The following is a 16304-nucleotide window of genomic DNA, read 5'->3' on the forward strand; positions in this document are numbered from 1 at the left end:
GGTCACGCTTCATTTCCATGCAGCCGACCGCATGAACTTGCAGAGAGGGATCTTCGCTTGTTAGCCTCGTCTGCATAGTCATGCGGAGGTGGGAATGGGTATCCGAGTTGCGGTCGCCGGGGCGAGCGGTTACGCCGGGGGCGAGCTGATCCGCCTGGTCGCCGGGCACCCGGAGTTCGACCTGGTCACCGCCACCGCGCACAGCCGGGCCGGGCACCGGCTCGACGTCGTACACCCGCAACTGGCCGGCCTGGACATGGTCCTCGGCGAGACCGACGCGGCGACGCTGGCCGACGCGGACCTGGTCTTCCTGGCCCTGCCGCACGGCCAGTCGGCGGCCCTGGCGGCCCAGCTCTCGCCCGAGGCCCTCGTGGTCGACCTCGGCGCCGACCACCGCCTCGCCGACCCCCACGCCTGGGCCAACTACTACGGCGGCGCGCACGCCGGGCCGTGGACCTACGGCCTGCCCGAACTGCCCGGCCAGCGCGCGTTGATCGCCGCCGCCACCCGGGTCGCCAACACCGGCTGCTACGCGGTGGCCATCACGCTCGCGCTCGCCCCGCTGGTCGCGGCCGGCGCGGTCGACCCCGCCGACGTGGTGGTCGTCGCCGCCTCCGGCACCTCCGGCGCCGGCAAGGCGGCCAAACCGCACCTGCTCGGCAGCGAGGTGATGGGAGACCTGTCGCCGTACAAGGTCGGGGCCCACCAGCACGTGCCGGAGATCAAGCAGGCCACCGGCGCGACCAGCCTTTCGCTCACGCCGGTGCTCGCGCCGATGCCCCGGGGGATCCTCGCCACCGTGACCGCCGTGCCGGCCCGGGGCGTCGACCCGCGGGCGGTGCTCGCCGAGGCGTACGCGGACGCGCCGTTCGTGCACGTCCTGCCCGAGGGGGCCTGGCCGCACACCGCCGCCACCCTCGGCTCGAACTCCTGCCACCTCCAGGCGGGTGTCGACGTCGACTCCGGCCGGGTGATCGTGGTCAGCGCGATCGACAACCTCGGCAAGGGCGCCGCCGGCCAGGCCGTGCAGAACGCCAACCTCATGTATGGCCTGCCGGAGACGACGGGCCTGTCCGTCTGGGGGATCGCACCATGAGTGTCACCACACCGAAGGGGTTCCGGGCCGCCGGGGTCGCCGCCGGGCTCAAGGCCGGCGGCGCGAGCGACGTCGCCCTGGTCGTCAACGACGGCCCGGACGCCGGGGTCGCCGGCGTGTTCACCGCCAACCGGGTCAAGGCCGCGCCGGTGCTGTGGACCCAGCAGGTGGTCCGCGGCGGCGTGGCCCGCGCCGTGGTGCTGAACTCCGGGGGCGCGAACGCCTGCACCGGCCCGGCCGGCTTCCAGGACACCCACGCCACCGCCGAGCACACCGCCGCCGCGCTGACCTCGGCCAGCCCCCGGCTGCGGCTCGGCGCCGCCGACGTCGCGGTCTGCTCCACCGGCCTGATCGGCGAGCGGCTGCCGATGCCGAAGCTGCTGCCCGGCGTGCGGGCGGCGATCCGGGGCCTGTCCCGCGGCGGCGGCGCCGCCGCGGCCGAGGCGATCATGACCACCGACACCCGGCCGAAGACCACCGTGGCCGCCGGCAGCGGCTGGACCGTCGGCGGCATGGCCAAGGGCGCCGGCATGCTCGCCCCGGCCATGGCGACGATGCTCTGCGTGCTGACCACCGACGCGGTGGCCGGGCCGGCGGCGCTCGACGCCGCGCTGCGCGCCGCCTGCCGGGTCACCTTCGACCGGATCGACTCCGACGGCTGCATGTCCACCAACGACACCGTGCTGCTGCTGTCCAGCGGCTCGTCCGGCATCGAGCCGACGCAGGCGGAGCTGACCGCCGCCGTCACCGCCGCCTGTCACGACCTGGCCCAGCAGCTCATCGCCGACGCCGAGGGCGCCACCAAGCAGATCACCATCGACGTGGTCGGCGCCGCGAGCGAGGACGACGCGGTCGAGGTGGGCCGGTCGGTGGCCCGCAACAACCTGGTCAAGACGGCGCTGTTCGGCAACGACCCGAACTGGGGTCGGATCCTCGCGGCCGTCGGCACCACCGCCGCCGCGTTCGAGCCGGACGCCGTCGACGTCGCCGTGAACGGGATCTGGGTGTGCCGCTCCGGCGCCGCCGCCGAGGACCGCTCCAAGGTCGACCTCGCCGGGCGGGACGTGACGATCCGGATCGACCTGCACGCCGGCGACGCGGAGGCCACCGTGTGGACCAACGACCTGTCGCACGCGTACGTGCACGAGAACTCGGCGTACTCGTCATGAGCCTCACCGCGGATCTCACCCGGGCCCAGGCGAAGGCCGAGACCCTGATCGAGGCGCTGCCCTGGCTGGCCCGCCTCGCCGGGGCCACCGTCGTGGTCAAGTACGGCGGCAACGCGATGGTCGACCCCGACCTCCAGCGCGCCTTCGCCGCCGACATGGTGTTCCTGCGCTACGCCGGCCTCAAGCCGGTCGTCGTGCACGGCGGCGGGCCGCAGATCTCCGCCATGCTCGGCCGGCTCGGCATCGACAGCGAGTTCAAGGGCGGCCTGCGGGTCACCACCCCCGAGGCGATGGACGTCGTCCGGATGGTGCTGGTCGGCCAGGTCGGCCGGGAGCTGGTCGGGCTGATCAACGCGCACGGCCCGTACGCCGTCGGCCTCTCCGGCGAGGACGCCGGCCTGTTCACCGCAGTGCGCCGCCCGGCGTACGTCGACGGGGAGCCGGTGGACGTCGGCCAGGTCGGCGACGTCGAGTCCGTCGACCCGTCGGCGGTGACCGACCTGATCGCGGCCGGCCGCATCCCGGTGATCTCCACCGTCGCGCCGGACGCCGACGGGGTGCTGCACAACCTCAACGCCGACACGGCCGCCGCCGCGCTCGCGATCGCGCTGGGGGCCCGCAAGCTGGTCGTCCTCACCGACGTCCCCGGCCTCTACGCGAACTGGCCCGACACCGACAGCCTGGTCAGCGAGATCACCACCGACGACCTGGCGGTGCTGCTGCCGTCCCTGGAATCGGGGATGGTCCCGAAGATGGAGGCCTGCCTGCGGGCGGTGCGCCACGGAGTGCCCGCCGCGCACGTCGTCGACGGCCGGGTCGCCCACTCCACGCTGCTTGAGGTCTTCACCTCGGAAGGGTTCGGAACGATGGTGATCAGCTCATGAGCACGCTGGTGGATCGCTGGCGGCAGTCGTTGATGGACAACTACGGCACCCCGCCGCTCGCGCTGGTGTCCGGCTCCGGCGCGGTCGTGGTCGACGAGGCCGGCCGGGAGTACGTCGACCTGCTCGGCGGCATCGCGGTCAACGCCCTCGGCCACGCCCACCCGGCCGTGGTGGCCGCCGTGTCCCGGCAGGTCGCCACCCTCGGGCACGTGTCGAACCTGTTCGTCGCCGAGCCGCCGGTGGCCCTGGCCGAGCTGCTGCTGGCCCTCGCGGGCCGGCGCGGCCGGGTCTTCTTCGCCAACTCCGGCGCCGAGGCCAACGAGGCCGCGTTCAAGCTGTCCCGGCTCACCGGGCGCACCCACGTCGTTGCCACCGTCGGTGGCTTCCACGGCCGGACCATGGGCGCGCTCGCGCTCACCGGCCAGCCCGCCAAGGCCGACCCGTTCCGCCCGCTGCCCGGCGACGTCACCCACGTCCCGTACGGCGACGCGGCGGCCCTCGCCGAGGCGGTGACCGACGCGACCGCCATGGTCATCCTGGAGCCGATCCAGGGCGAGAACGGCGTCGTCGTCCCGCCCCCCGGCTACCTCGCCGAGGCCCGGCGGATCACCGCCCGGCACGGCGCCCTGCTGGTCCTCGACGAGGTGCAGACCGGCGTCGGCCGCACCGGGCACTGGTTCGCCCACCAGGCCGAGGGCGTCGAACCCGACATCGTCACCCTCGCCAAGGGCCTCGGCGGCGGCCTGCCCATCGGCGCCTGCCTGGCCTTCGGCCCGGCCGCCGACCTGCTCAGGGCCGGCTCCCACGGCACCACCTTCGGCGGCAACCCGGTGAGCTGCGCCGCCGCCCTCGCGGTGGTGTCGACCATCGCCAGCGAAGGGCTGCTCGACCACGTCAAGCGGGTCGGCGAGCGGCTGCGCCGGGGCGTCGAGGCGCTCGGCCACCCCCTCGTGGCCGAGGTGCGCGGCGCGGGCCTGCTGCTCGGGATCGTGCTCACCGCCGACGTGTCCGGCCCGCTGGCGACCGCGCTGCGCGACGCCGGGTTCCTGGCCAACCCGGTGCAGCCCGGCGTGGTCCGGCTCGCCCCGCCGCTGATCCTGACCACCGACCAGGTCGACGCCTTCCTGGCCGCCCTGCCCGCCGCCCTCGACGCCGCCACCCCGGAGGCCACCGCATGACCCGCCACCTGCTGCGCGACGACGACCTCTCGCCGGCCGAGCAGTCGGCCGTGCTGGACCTGGCCGCCCGGATGAAGGCCGAGCGGTACACCCACAAGCCGCTGGCCGGCCCGCGATCGGTGGCGGTGCTGTTCGACAAGCAGAGCCTGCGCACCCGGATCTCGTTCGACGCCGGTATCGCCGAGCTGGGCGGCCACCCGCTCGTGGTGGACACCCAGGTCACCCACTTCGGCCGGGGCGAGGCCCTCGCCGACGCCGGCCGGGTGCTGTCCCGGTACGTGTCCGCGATCGTGCTGCGCACCCACGGCGACGACCGGATCGCCGAGGTCGCCGCCGGGGCGAGCGTGCCGGTGATCAACGCCCTCACCGACGGCTTCCACCCCTGCCAGCTCCTGGCCGACCTGCTCACCGTCCGCGAGCGGTTCGGCGACACCCGGGGCCGCACCCTGGCGTACGTCGGGGACGCGGCGAACAACATGGCGCACTCGTACCTGCTGGCCGGGGCGACCGCCGGGATGCACGTGCGGGTCGCCGGGCCGGACGGGTTCGACCCCGACCCCGAGGTGGTCGCCCGGGCGGCGGAGATCGCCGCCGGCACCGGCGGGTCGGCGCGGGTGCTGCGCGACCCGGTGGAGGCGGTCCGGGACGCCGACGTGCTGGCCACCGACACCTGGACCTCGATGGGGCAGGAGTCCGACGGGCTGGACCGGACCACCCCGTTCCTGCCGTACCAGCTCAACAAGGAGCTGCTCAGGCACGCCGCGCCGGGCGCGATCGTGCTGCACTGTCTGCCCGCGCACCGGGGCGAGGAGATCACCGACGAGGTGCTCGACGGCCCGCAGAGCGCGGTGTTCGACCAGGCGGAGAACCGGCTGCACGTCCAGAAGGCGCTGCTGGCGTACCTGCTGGAGAGCCCGGAATGACCGCCCCGCTGACCCGGGCCGCCCGGCACGCCCGCATCGTCGAGCTGATCCGCGACAAGGCGGTCCGCTCGCAGACGGAGCTGGCCGACCTGCTCGCCGGTGACGGCGTGGGAGTCACCCAGGCCACCCTGTCGCGGGACCTCAAGGAGCTGGGCGCGGTCACCGCCCGGGGCGGCGACGGGCGCCCCGTGTACGTCATCCCCGAGGACGGCCACCGGCCGCTGCGCGACGCCGAGGCCGCCCCGGCCCGGCTGATCCGGCTGCTGCGGGAGCTGCTCAACGAGGTCGACTCCAGCGGCAACATCGCCGTACTGCGCACCCCGCCGGGCGCAGCCCAATACCTGGCCAGCGCGTTGGACCGAGCGGGCCTGCCCGAGGTCGTCGGCACCATCGCCGGCGACGACACCATCCTCGTCGTGGCCCGCGAGGCCGTCGGCGGTGCCGCGTTGGGCGAGAAACTCGCCGCGTGGTCCCGCCGGGAAGAGAACGTTGAAGGGAGCAACACACCATGACCGAGCGGGTCGTCCTTGCGTACTCAGGAGGGTTGGACACCTCCGTCGCGATTCCGTACCTGGCCGAGCAGACCGGCGCCGAGATCATCGCGGTGGCGGTGGACGTCGGGCAGGGCGGCGAGGACCTCGACGCCATCCGGCAGCGCGCCCTGGACTGCGGGGCCGTCGAGTCCGAGGTGGTGGACGCGCGCGACGAGTTCGCCGCCGAGTACTGCCTGCCGGCGATGCGGGCCAACGCCCTCTACATGGACCGGTATCCGCTGGTCTCCGCGCTGTCCCGGCCGCTGATCGTCAAGCACCTGGTGGCCGCGGCCCGCAAGCACGGCGGCACCATCGTGTCGCACGGCTGCACCGGCAAGGGCAACGACCAGGTCCGCTTCGAGGTCGGCCTGGCCGCGCTCGCCTCCGACCTGAAGATCATCGCCCCGGCCCGGGACTTCGCCTGGACCCGGGACAAGGCGATCGCCTTCGCCGAGGAGAAGGGCCTGCCGATCGACGTGTCGGCCAAGTCGCCGTACTCGATCGACCAGAACCTGTGGGGCCGGGCCGTGGAGACGGGCTTCCTCGAGGACATCTGGAACGCCCCCATCGAGGACCTGTACTCGTACACGTCCGACCCGGCGCAGGAGCGCGACGCCGACGAGGTGGTCATCACCTTCGACGCCGGCGTGCCGGTCGCGATCGACGGCGAGACCGTCACCCCGTACCAGGCGATCCTGGAGCTGAACCGGCGGGCGGGCGCGCAGGGCGTCGGCCGGCTCGACATGGTCGAGGACCGCCTGGTCGGCATCAAGAGCCGCGAGGTGTACGAGGCGCCGGGCGCGATCGCGCTGATCGCCGCCCACCAGGAGCTGGAGGCGGTCACCGTCGAGCGGGACCTGGCCCGGTTCAAGAAGGGCATCGACCAGCGCTGGGGCGAGCTGGTGTACGACGGCCTCTGGTTCTCGCCGCTGAAGAAGGCCCTGGACGCGTTCATCGACGACGCCCAGCAGCAGGTCTCCGGCGAGGTGCGGCTCACCCTGCACGGCGGCCGGGCCACCGTCACCGGCCGGCGCTCCGAGGCCAGCCTGTACGACTTCGGCATGGCCACCTACGACACCGGCGACACGTTCGACCAGTCCCTGGCCAAGGGCTTCGTGCAGTTGTGGGGCCTGCCCAGCAAGATGGCCGCCGCGCGGGACGCCCGGTTGGCCGGCTCCTGAGCATGGGCACCACAATGGGCGGCGTGGACGACAAGAGCCTCACCGAGAACAGCGCCGCGACGAACCGTACGAGCCTGTGGGGTGGCCGGTTCGCCGGCGGCCCCTCCGAGGCCCTGGCCCGGCTGTCGGTCAGCGTGCAGTTCGACTGGCGCCTCGCCCCGTACGACATCGCCGGGTCCCGGGCGCACGCCCGGGTCCTGGCGGGCGCGGGCCTGCTCGACCCGGAGGAGCTGGGCCGCATCCTCGCCGCCCTGGACGACCTGGAGGCCGCCTGCGCCTCCGGGTCGTTCCGCCCCACCGTGGACGACGAGGACGTGCACACCGCCCTGGAACGCGGGTTGCTGGAGCGCCTCGGCGGCCTCGGCGGCAAGCTGCGTGCCGGCCGGTCCCGCAACGACCAGGTCGCCACCGACCTGCGGCTCTACCTGCGCGACCACGCCCGGGGCGTGGCCGCCCGGCTGGTCGAGCTGGCCGAGGCCCTCGCCGAGCAGGCTGAGCGGCACGTCGACACGGCCGCGCCGGGGATGACCCACCTTCAGCACGCCCAGCCGGTCACCTTCGGCCACTGGCTGCTGGCCCACGTGCAGCCGCTGCTGCGCGACCTGGACCGGCTGCGGGACTGGGACCACCGGGCCTCGGTCAGCCCGCTCGGGGCGGGTGCGCTCGCCGGCTCCGGCCTGCCGCTGGACCCGGTGGCGGTCTCGAAGGAGCTGGGCTTCCGCACGTCCTTCGCCAACTCGATGGACGCCGTGGCCGACCGGGACTTCGTCGCCGAGTTCCTCTTCATCACCGCGATGATCGGGGTGCACCTGTCCCGCCTCGGCGAGGAGGTGGTGCTGTGGACGTCGCACGAGTTCGGCTGGGTCGAGCTGGACGATGCCTTCGCCACCGGCTCGTCGATCATGCCGCAGAAGAAGAACGCGGACATCGCCGAGCTGGCCCGGGGCAAGTCCGGCCGGCTCATCGGCGGCCTGGTGAGCGTGCTGACCATGCTCAAGGGCCTGCCGATGGCGTACGACCGGGACATGCAGGAGGACAAGGAGCCGGCCTTCGACGCGGTCGACACCCTGGAGCTGCTGCTGCCGGCCCTCGCCGGGATGATCTCCACGATGACCGTCCGCGTCGACCGCCTGGTGGCCGCCGCCCCCGTCGGCTTCTCCCTGGCCACCGAGGTCGCCGACTGGCTGGTCCGCCGCAACGTGCCGTTCCGGGACGCGCACGAGATCACCGGCAGGCTGGTCGCGCTCTGCGCGGTCCGCGACTGCGCCCTCGACGAGGTCTCCGACGCCGATCTGGCGACGGTCAGCGAGCACCTCGACCCGTCGGTGCGCGACGTGCTCTCGGTCCGCTCGGCGCTGGCCGCGCGGATCACCCCCGGCTCCACCGGCCCCGGCCCGGTCGCCGACCAGCTCGTCGCCGCCGCCGACCAGCTCGCGGGCTGGCGGGAGTGGGCGGCCGAGCAGGTCGTGCCCCGCTGACGATGCCGTCCTGACGCGGCGCGCGGTAACCTTCCGCGCGCCGCGTCGGTGGTTGCGCCGCGCGTCCGGGGCCGCTCAGCCGGCCGTCGGGCGGTCCCGGCTCAGCCCGCCGCCGGGCGGTCCCGCTTCGGTAGCTTCGCCACCACCGCCTCGTACGAGGCGTCCACCGCCTCGCGCAGCTCGTCGCCGTCGATCGCGCCGGCCAGCCGCAGGCTGTTCCACCCCGACCGGCCGAGGTAGGGGGAGGGGACCGCGTCGTCGGGGAAGCGGTGCAGCCACTCGTCGGCCACGTCCCGGTTGGGGCCGCACTTGACGCCCACCCGCTCGCCCGACCCGGGGCCGAGGAAGGCGAAGATCCGCCCGCCCACCTTCACCACCTCGCCGTCGTCCCAGGGCCGGTCCAGCCACGCCCCCGGCTTCGCCAGGCAGTACGCCAGCAACTCCGCGCGCTCCGTCACCTTCCCCGCCCGTCGCCGTGGCCGCTGCTGTCGCCCTCGCTGCGGCCCCGCCCGTCGCTGCGGCCCCGCCCGTCGCTGCGGCCCCGCCCGTCGCTGTGCTCGCCGTGGTGGCCGTCGCTGTCGCCCTGCCCGTTGGTCTCGGCCGGGGTGTCGCTCTGGCCCCGGGTGTCGCTCCCGGTCTCGGCGCCGATCCGGCCGGTGAGCCGCTCGTAGCGCTGCCGGGCGGCCTGGGGCGTGCCGAGGCCCAACCCGAAGGCGATCGACTGCCAGGTCAAGCCCCGGTCGCGGGCGAGCCGGAGCAGCCCGGCCTCCAGCGCGTCCAGCTCCGCCCGCACGTGCGGCACGAGGGTGAGCGCGGCCACCAGGTCGGCGGAGTCGACCGGCTCCTCGTCGGCGGCCAGTTCGGCCCCGCCGGCAGCCAGCGCGGTCACCAGGGCCACCGCCTCGTACGGATCCGGCACGTACGGGTTGGTGTGGCGTCGGCGGCGCGCGTCGTCGGGTGCGTGCCGCTCGGCGATCCGGGTCAGCGCGGCATAGGTGCGGTGCGCCCGGGCGTGCGCCGGATCGGGCGCGGTGAACAGGTCCTGCTCCGCTGCGGTCATGCCGTCGAGTCCAGCATGCAAACGAATCCTTGTCAACGAAGCGTTCAAGCGGCTTGTGTTCATGGCAAAGTCGCGGAGTGTCCGGTGCCGCGCAGATCGGAGCCGCGTGCGTGGATGCCGCCGGTGCGGCGATCACCGCGCAACTCGGCTACTTGTCCCGCCGCCGGCACCACCCCGCCGAAGCCCGTCCTGCTGCGCTGTTCCCCGCCCCCGCCCCCGCCCCCGCCCCCGCCGAACCTGCCCACGGCCGTCCATTCAACGGGACTTACGTTCCACTGCTCGGGATGGCTGAAGATCTTGGAGGGAAATGGCCCCCTGGGGGGCCACATTCTTCCAAGATCTTCCATGGGGTCAGCCGTGGTCCGGGTGGGCGTCGGAATGGCGCTCGTAGGCGTGACGCGCGGCATGAGGGGCTGGGGTCTCGGTTCGAGAACTCGGACGATCTTCTGAAACGGCTCTGCCTGTGCTGCTCCCGCCAGCAAGGGCGTGTCTCCGCCAGCCACTCCAGGCCGGATGAGCCGCCCGACTTTGCCGAGGCCCTGCCCGGTCGGGGGACCTACCCTTCGGCCCCTACGGAGCTGACCCCACCGGAGTGGGACAGCCGAGGGCGTTCCGCGAACGACTTTGGAAAGAAAAGGGCACCTATCCGTTGCGGAGGGTGCCCTTTTCGTCGTACAGGTGGATGAAGATGGGCTTGGTCGCCGAAGTTCTCGGTGCGGGGGAAAGGGCATACCTGTGATCAGAGTGGCTGTGACCAGCGTCTTCGTCGACGACCAGGAGAAGGCGCTGCGCTTCTACACGGACGTGCTGGGCTTCGCGGTCGGGCACGACGTCCCGCTCGGCGGTGACGCCCGGTGGCTCACCGTCGTCTCGCCGGCCGACCCCGACGGCGTCCACCTGCTGCTGGAGCCGAACGGCTCGCCGGTGGCGCAGGCGTACCAGCAGGGAGTGCGCGCGGCGGGACTTCCGGTGATCATTTTCGCCGTGGACGACCTGGCGAAGGAGCACGAGCGGCTCACCGGCCTCGGCGTCACGTTCACCGCCCCGCCGGCCCCGACCGGGCCGGTCCTCTCGGCGGTCCTCGACGACACCTGCGGCAACCTGGTCATGCTCCAGCAGCCGCTCGGCTGAACAACCGGGCCGCGAAGGCTGGTCGTGCGAGGTCGCCCCTCGACCGCCAAGAACGTACGTATCCCAGCGGAATGACCTGCCTCCTGTTCCAGCGAGAGAGCATTCCCCGTGTAGGTGGGCGGCGGCCAGCACCGCTCCCGGTCAAATTGCGAGCCACGGCCACCTGGCGTCGGTATGGTCATGGGCGTGCCACGGGACCGTTCACGCGTTGTCTTTGCCGTCGCCGCTGACGAACTGCCCTGAGCGAGGAGACCGTGTCCGAGACAACCCTTGTCCCCGAGAGCAGTCCCACGCCGGCGCCCGCACACTGGAAACGCAACGTGGCGCTCTTCCTGTCCGGCCAGACCGTATCGCTGTTCGGTTCAATGATCGTCCAGTACGTGGTCATGTGGTACGTCACGCTGGAGACCAAGTCCGGCCTGGCGATCGCGCTCTACGCCGTCTGCGCGTTCGTCCCCCAGGGCGTCGTGTCGATCTTCGGCGGGGTGCTGGCCGACCGGATGAACCGCAAGATGCTGGCGATCGCCGCCGACGCGGGCATTGCGGCGGCGACCCTGGTCCTGGCCCTGTTGATGTTGAACGGCATCACGGACCTGTGGGTGATCCTGCTGGCGGTCGCGGTCCGCTCCTTCGGGGCCGGGGTGCAGACACCGACGGTGCAGGCGATCATCCCGCAGATCGTGCCGGCCGAGCAGCTGATGCGGGTCAACGGCATGTTCCAGACCGCCAGCTCCGCGATGGCGTTGTTGGCTCCGGCGGTGGCTGCCGCCATCTACGCCGGTTTCGGAGTGGTGCCGGTCTTCTTCCTGGACGTGATCACCGCCGTGATCGGCATCGGGCTGCTGGCCCTGGTCGCGGTGCCCACCCTGGATCGGGCGACCGAGACCACGACCACCTACCGACAGGACCTGGTCGAGGGCATGCAGTACATCTGGACCCACCGGATCGTCCGCTGGCTACTGCTGGTCTTCGCGATCATCTTCATGCTCGCCGTCGCGCCGTCGTTCGTCACGCCGCTGATGGTGGCCCGCACCTTCGGTAGCGAAAAGTGGATGCTGGCCGTACTGGAGATCGCGTTCAGCGTGGGAATGTTGCTCGGCGGAGCGTTGATCGCCACCTGGCTGGCCAAGCGCAGCCGGATCGGACTGATCCTGATCTCCACCTTCAGTTTCGCGATCCTCACCGTGGCGCTGGGCCTCAGCACCAACCTGTGGGTTTTCTACGGCTTCATGTTCTTGTTCGGGCTCGCGGCCCCACTGTTCTCCACCCCGTTCATGACCTTGATCCAGGAGACGGTGGAGCCGGAGAAGCATGGCCGGGTGTTCAGCTACGTCGGCATCGTGATGGCCCTGGCCACCCCGATCGGCATGATGGTGTTCGGCCCGCTGGCCGACGTGATCAGCGTTCAGACCCTGCTGATCGTGGCTGGCCTGGTCACGGTCGCCGTGATGATCGTGGCGATCATGGTGCCGTCCGGGCAGGCTGCGATCGCCGCCGCCCGAGCCACGTCGCCGCCGGTAGCCGAGGGCCCAGCCGCCGAGGAGCCGCTGGTCGCCCTCTGAGCCGCCCGACGGCCGGACCCTCGGGAGCCCGACGCCACGGACGACGCGGTCGCCGGGTGCGTCGGTCCGGCCCCGGATAGGCTCGGGCCATGGTGTCGTCCCCCACCGCGTCGGCGTACGACGCCGACCTCGCCGCGCTGGCCGAGCTGCTGGCCGGGCCGGTCGTGCCCGCCGCCCGGGGCCTGCTCGGTTGCCGGCTGTCGGCCGACGGGATCACCGTCCGGATCACCGAGGTCGAGGCGTACGCCGGCACGGCCGGCGACCCGGCCTCACACGCGCACCGGGGTCGCACCCCGCGTAACGCCGTGATGTTCGGCCCGGCCGGGCACGCCTACGTCTATTTCACCTACGGCATGCACTGGTGCATGAACGTGGTGACCGGGCCCGACGGCGAGGCGTCGGCGGTGCTGCTGCGGGCCGGCGAGGTGGTCGAGGGCGTCGAGGCGGCCCGGGCCCGGCGCACCGCCGTACGCCGGGACGTGGACCTGGCGCGCGGCCCGGCCCGGCTCTGCGCCGCCCTCGGCATCGACAAGGCGGTGTACGGGTGCCACCTGCTCGGCGACGGGCCCGTGCGGCTGCGCCCGGCGGCCGAGCCGGTGCCCGACGCGGCGGTCGCGGCCGGCCCCCGGGTCGGGGTGACCGGCGCGCACGACGTGCCGTGGCGGTTCTGGATCGCCGGCGACCCGACGGTGAGCGGGTACCGCCGGCACGTGCCCCGCTCCCGCCGCTGAGCCGGCGGTGACCGTCCCGGTGCGTCTGCCGGGATTCTGTCGGGCCCAGTGGCCATAATCACGCCACCCGTCCCGGCTGACCGGAGGAACGCCCATGACGACCCTGCTCGCGATTGGCACCGGCAAGGGGCTCTTCCTCGCCACCAGCACCGACGGCCGTCGAAGCTGGCAGATCAGCGGCCCGCACTTCCCGATGACCGGCGTCTACGCGGTGGCGGTGGACTCCCGGCGTGCCGTTCCCCGCCTGCTCGCCGGGACGTCCAGCTCGCACTTCGGGCCCAGCCTGGCGACCAGCGACGATCTGGGGTCGTCCTGGCAGGAGCCCGAGCACGCCCCGGTCGCCTTCCCGGCCGACGCCGCAGCGAGTCTCGGTCGGGTCTGGCAGCTCACCCCCGGCGGGCCGGCGGAGCCGGACGTGGTCTGGGCCGGCACCGAGCCGTCGGCGCTGTTCCGTTCCGCCGACGGCGGCCGCACCTTCGAGCTGGTCCGCGCGCTCTGGGACCATCCCCACCGCACGCAGTGGGGCGCGGGCTTCGGCGGGCAGGCGGTGCACAGCGTCCTGCCGCACCCGCGCGACCCGGCCCGGCTCGTGGTGGCCATGTCGACCGGTGGGGTCTACCGGTCCGACGACGCGGGGGCGAGCTGGGCGCCGGGCAACACCGGCATCCACGCCCGCTACCTGCCCGACGAGTGGCCCGAGTTCGGCCAGTGCGTCCACAAGATCGCCCGGGACGCCGGCGACCCCGAGCGGCTCTACGCCCAGAACCACCACGGGGTCTACCGCTCCGACGACGGGGGTCGCACCTGGGCCTCGATCGCCGCCGGCCTGCCGAGCGACTTCGGCTTCCCGATGGTGGCCCATCCCACCCGCCCCGGCATGATCTGGTCGTTCCCCCTCGTCGCCGACTGGCAGCGCTTCCCGGCGGACCACCGCTGTCGGGTCTACCGTTCCGCCGACGCCGGTGGGACGTGGGAGCCGCTCTCCGCCGGCCTGCCCGACGGCCCGTTCTACCCGGCGGTGCTGCGCGACGCGATGTGCGCCGACGACGCCGACCCGGCCGGGGTCTACTTCGGCACCCGCTCCGGCGAGGTCTACGCCAGCCGCGACGAGGGCGACTCCTGGTCCCTGGTCGCCGCCCACCTGCCCGACGTGCTCTGCGTCCGGGCCGCGGAGGTCTGAGTGGTCACCGTCCTGGTGCCCGGTCCGCTGCGCGGCGAGGTCGGCGGCGCGGCGCGGCTCACCGTCCGGGCCCACGGCACGCTGCGGGACGTCCTCGACGAGCTGGCCGACGGCTGGCCCCGGCTGTCCCGCCGGCTCCGCGACGAGCGCGGTGACCTGCGCCGGTACGTCAACGTCTACGTCGACGGGGAGGACTGCCGGCAGGCCGGCGGCCTGGCCGCGCCGGTCCGCCCCGGTGCCGAGGTGCGGGTGCTTCCCTCGGTGGCCGGCGGCTGACTCCGACCGGGCCCCGCCCGTCGGAATAGTTGACTCGTCAAATATGTTGTGCGCTGCGTCCGGGGGTCGGGAACGGCCCCGGTAGTCAGCGAGGAGCGGATCATGCAGTTCGGGATCTTCACCGTCGGAGACGTCACCGCCGACCCGACCAACGGGCGGGAACCGTCCGAGCACGAGCGGATCAAGGCGATGGTGACGATCGCCCGCAAGGTGGAGGAGGTCGGCCTCGACGTCTTCGCGACCGGCGAGCACCACAACCCGCCGTTCGTGCCGTCGTCGCCCACCACCATGCTGGGCTGGATCGCGGCCCGCACCGAGCGGCTGCTGCTCTCCACCGCGACCACGCTGATCACCACCAACGACCCGGTGAAGATCGCCGAGGACTTCGCGATGCTCCAGCACCTGGCCGACGGCCGGGTCGACCTGATGCTCGGCCGGGGCAACACCGGCCCGGTCTACCCGTGGTTCGGGCAGGACATCCGCAACGGCATCCCGCTGGCAATCGAGAACTACGACCTGCTGCGCCGGCTGTGGCGCGAGGACGTCGTGGACTGGTCCGGCAAGTTCCGCACCCCGTTGCAGTCGTTCACGTCGACCCCGCGCCCCCTGGACGGGGTGCCGCCGTTTGTCTGGCACGGCTCGATCCGCAGCCCCGAGATCGCCGAGCAGGCCGCGTACTACGGCGACGGCTACTTCGCCAACCACATCTTCTGGCCCAAGGAGCACACCCAGCGGATGGTCGGCCTGTACCGGGAGCGCTTCGCCCACTACGGGCACGGCTCGCCGGACCAGGCGATCGTGGGGCTCGGCGGCCAGGTGTTCATGCGGCGCAACTCGCAGGACGCGGTCCGGGAGTTCCGCCCGTACTTCGACAACGCCCCCGTCTACGGCCACGGGCCGTCGCTGGAGGAGTTCACCGAGCAGACCCCGCTGACCGTGGGCAGCCCGCAGCAGGTCATCGACCGGACCCTCGGCTTCCGCGACTACGTCGGCGACTACCAGCGCCAGCTCTTCCTGATCGACCACGCGGGCCTGCCGCTGAAGACCGTGCTGGAGCAGCTCGACCTCCTCGGCGAGGAGGTGGTGCCGGTGCTGCGCCGGGAGTTCGACGCGCTGCGTCCCGCGCACGTGCCCGAGGCACCCACCCACGCCTCGCTCGTCACCGCCCGGGCCACGGAGTCAGCCGCCGCTGGGCACGCCGCCGAGCCGGCCGCCGCCGGTACGGGGACGGAGGGCGGCCGATGAGCCGCCGAACCCTGGCCGTGGTGTCCGCCGGGCTCTCCCAGCCCTCGTCCACCCGGCTGCTCGCCGACCAGCTCGCCGCGGCCAGCCGCGACGAGCTGGCCCGGGCGGGCGTCGAGGTCGAGCTGCGCCCGGTCGACCTGCGCGACCACGCCCACGACGTGGTGAACAACCTGCTCACCGGCTTTCCGTCGCCGTCGCTGCGGCAGGCCCTCGACGCGGTCGCCGGGGCCGACGGCATCGTCGCGGTCACGCCGATCTTCAACGGGTCGTACAACGGGCTGTTCAAGTCGTTCTTCGACGTGCTCGACTCCGGATCGCTGGTGGACCGGCCGGTGCTGATCGCCGCCACAGCGGGCACGGCCCGGCATTCCCTGGCCCTGGAGCACGCCCTCCGGCCGATGTTCGCGTACCTGCGGGCGGTGGTCGTGCCCACGGCGGTCTTCGCCGCGCCGGAGGACTGGTCCGGTGGGACCGCCGATGGCGTCCTGCGGGCCCGCATCGTCCGCGCGGGCGCAGAGCTGGCCGACCAGGTGCGGCGGCGGCCCGCCGCCGCCCCGCCCGACCCGTTCGCGCTCACCACCAGCTTCGACGACCTGCTCGCCGGCCGCGACCAGCCCTGACCGGCACCGGCCCGTAACCCGCCGGCCGAGCCGGCCCCAGCCGACGTGACCAGGGCC

General features: G+C 73.2%; 17 protein-coding genes. 15 read left to right on the forward strand and 2 right to left on the reverse strand.

Annotated features, from left to right (window positions below; translation table 11 throughout):
• The first annotated feature begins 94 nt into the window (after nt 1-94).
• Genes argC through argH form a run of 8 tightly spaced genes read left to right on the forward strand, consistent with a single transcriptional unit; the run spans nt 95 to nt 8442 of the window.
• Nucleotides 95-1096, forward strand: coding sequence for an N-acetyl-gamma-glutamyl-phosphate reductase (argC, locus tag GVV04_RS26325; protein WP_161691531.1), 1002 nt, complete (start codon nt 95-97; stop codon nt 1094-1096).
• Nucleotides 1093-2265, forward strand: coding sequence for a bifunctional glutamate N-acetyltransferase/amino-acid acetyltransferase ArgJ (argJ, locus tag GVV04_RS26330; RefSeq protein WP_161691533.1), 1173 nt, complete (start codon nt 1093-1095; stop codon nt 2263-2265). Before argC ends, argJ begins: the two co-directional genes overlap by 4 nt.
• Complete coding sequence (gene argB / locus GVV04_RS26335; RefSeq protein WP_161691535.1) at nt 2262-3149, forward strand: acetylglutamate kinase; 888 nt, start codon at nt 2262-2264, stop codon at nt 3147-3149. Before argJ ends, argB begins: the two co-directional genes overlap by 4 nt.
• Nucleotides 3146-4327 carry an acetylornithine transaminase gene (locus tag GVV04_RS26340; protein ID WP_161691537.1) on the forward strand — a complete coding sequence of 394 codons (1182 nt, stop codon included), beginning with the start codon at nt 3146-3148 and terminating at the stop codon, nt 4325-4327. Before argB ends, GVV04_RS26340 begins: the two co-directional genes overlap by 4 nt.
• Complete coding sequence (gene argF, locus GVV04_RS26345; RefSeq protein ID WP_161691539.1) at nt 4324-5250, forward strand: ornithine carbamoyltransferase; 927 nt, start codon at nt 4324-4326, stop codon at nt 5248-5250. The genes GVV04_RS26340 and argF overlap by 4 nt, the downstream gene beginning before the upstream one ends.
• The gene (locus tag GVV04_RS26350; RefSeq protein WP_161691541.1) at nt 5247-5762 is read left to right on the forward strand and encodes an arginine repressor; all 516 of its coding nucleotides are present in this window, start codon (nt 5247-5249) and stop codon (nt 5760-5762) included. The genes argF and GVV04_RS26350 overlap by 4 nt, the downstream gene beginning before the upstream one ends.
• A complete protein-coding gene (locus tag GVV04_RS26355; RefSeq protein ID WP_161691543.1) occupies nt 5759-6964 on the forward strand; it encodes an argininosuccinate synthase in 1206 nt (401 codons plus the stop codon). The genes GVV04_RS26350 and GVV04_RS26355 overlap by 4 nt, the downstream gene beginning before the upstream one ends.
• Before the next feature lie 14 nt (nt 6965-6978).
• Nucleotides 6979-8442: an argininosuccinate lyase gene (argH, locus tag GVV04_RS26360; RefSeq protein WP_161691616.1), complete on the forward strand. Its 1464-nt coding sequence runs from the start codon at nt 6979-6981 to the stop codon at nt 8440-8442.
• 101 nt (nt 8443-8543) lie between these two features.
• On the opposite strand, the gene GVV04_RS26365 is transcribed toward argH, so the two are convergent.
• On the reverse strand, nt 8544-8900 hold the full coding sequence (locus GVV04_RS26365; RefSeq protein ID WP_161691545.1) for an MmcQ/YjbR family DNA-binding protein: 357 nt from the start codon (nt 8898-8900) through the stop codon (nt 8544-8546).
• The gene (locus tag GVV04_RS26370; RefSeq protein ID WP_235967007.1) at nt 8897-9502 is read right to left on the reverse strand and encodes a hypothetical protein; all 606 of its coding nucleotides are present in this window, start codon (nt 9500-9502) and stop codon (nt 8897-8899) included. The genes GVV04_RS26365 and GVV04_RS26370 overlap by 4 nt, the downstream gene beginning before the upstream one ends.
• Nucleotides 9503-10240: 738 nt before the next feature.
• Here GVV04_RS26370 and GVV04_RS26375 point away from each other — a divergent pair.
• The 7 genes from GVV04_RS26375 (at nt 10241) to GVV04_RS26405 (ending at nt 16247) form a co-directional block, all read left to right on the forward strand.
• Nucleotides 10241-10633, forward strand: a complete 393-nt coding sequence (locus GVV04_RS26375; protein ID WP_161691618.1) for a VOC family protein — start codon at nt 10241-10243, stop codon at nt 10631-10633.
• A gap of 254 nt (nt 10634-10887) precedes the next feature.
• Complete coding sequence (locus GVV04_RS26380) at nt 10888-12195, forward strand: MFS transporter (RefSeq protein ID WP_201754137.1); 1308 nt, start codon at nt 10888-10890, stop codon at nt 12193-12195.
• An 89-nt stretch (nt 12196-12284) separates the two neighbouring features.
• Nucleotides 12285-12926 (forward strand): DNA-3-methyladenine glycosylase, encoded by a 642-nt coding sequence (locus GVV04_RS26385; protein WP_161691547.1) that lies wholly within the window; start codon nt 12285-12287, stop codon nt 12924-12926.
• A 94-nt stretch (nt 12927-13020) separates the two neighbouring features.
• On the forward strand, nt 13021-14106 hold the full coding sequence (locus tag GVV04_RS26390) for a WD40/YVTN/BNR-like repeat-containing protein (protein ID WP_161691549.1): 1086 nt from the start codon (nt 13021-13023) through the stop codon (nt 14104-14106).
• A complete protein-coding gene (locus GVV04_RS26395; RefSeq protein WP_328822580.1) occupies nt 14107-14382 on the forward strand; it encodes a MoaD/ThiS family protein in 276 nt (91 codons plus the stop codon).
• A 102-nt stretch (nt 14383-14484) separates the two neighbouring features.
• A complete protein-coding gene (locus GVV04_RS26400; RefSeq protein WP_161691551.1) occupies nt 14485-15627 on the forward strand; it encodes an LLM class flavin-dependent oxidoreductase in 1143 nt (380 codons plus the stop codon).
• Complete coding sequence (locus GVV04_RS26405; protein ID WP_161691553.1) at nt 15624-16247, forward strand: FMN reductase; 624 nt, start codon at nt 15624-15626, stop codon at nt 16245-16247. Before GVV04_RS26400 ends, GVV04_RS26405 begins: the two co-directional genes overlap by 4 nt.
• Nucleotides 16248-16304: the final 57 nt, after the last annotated feature.

The sequence above is a fragment of the Micromonospora rubida genome (genome assembly GCF_009908295.1).
GTDB classification, from domain to species: domain Bacteria; phylum Actinomycetota; class Actinomycetes; order Mycobacteriales; family Micromonosporaceae; genus Micromonospora; species Micromonospora rubida.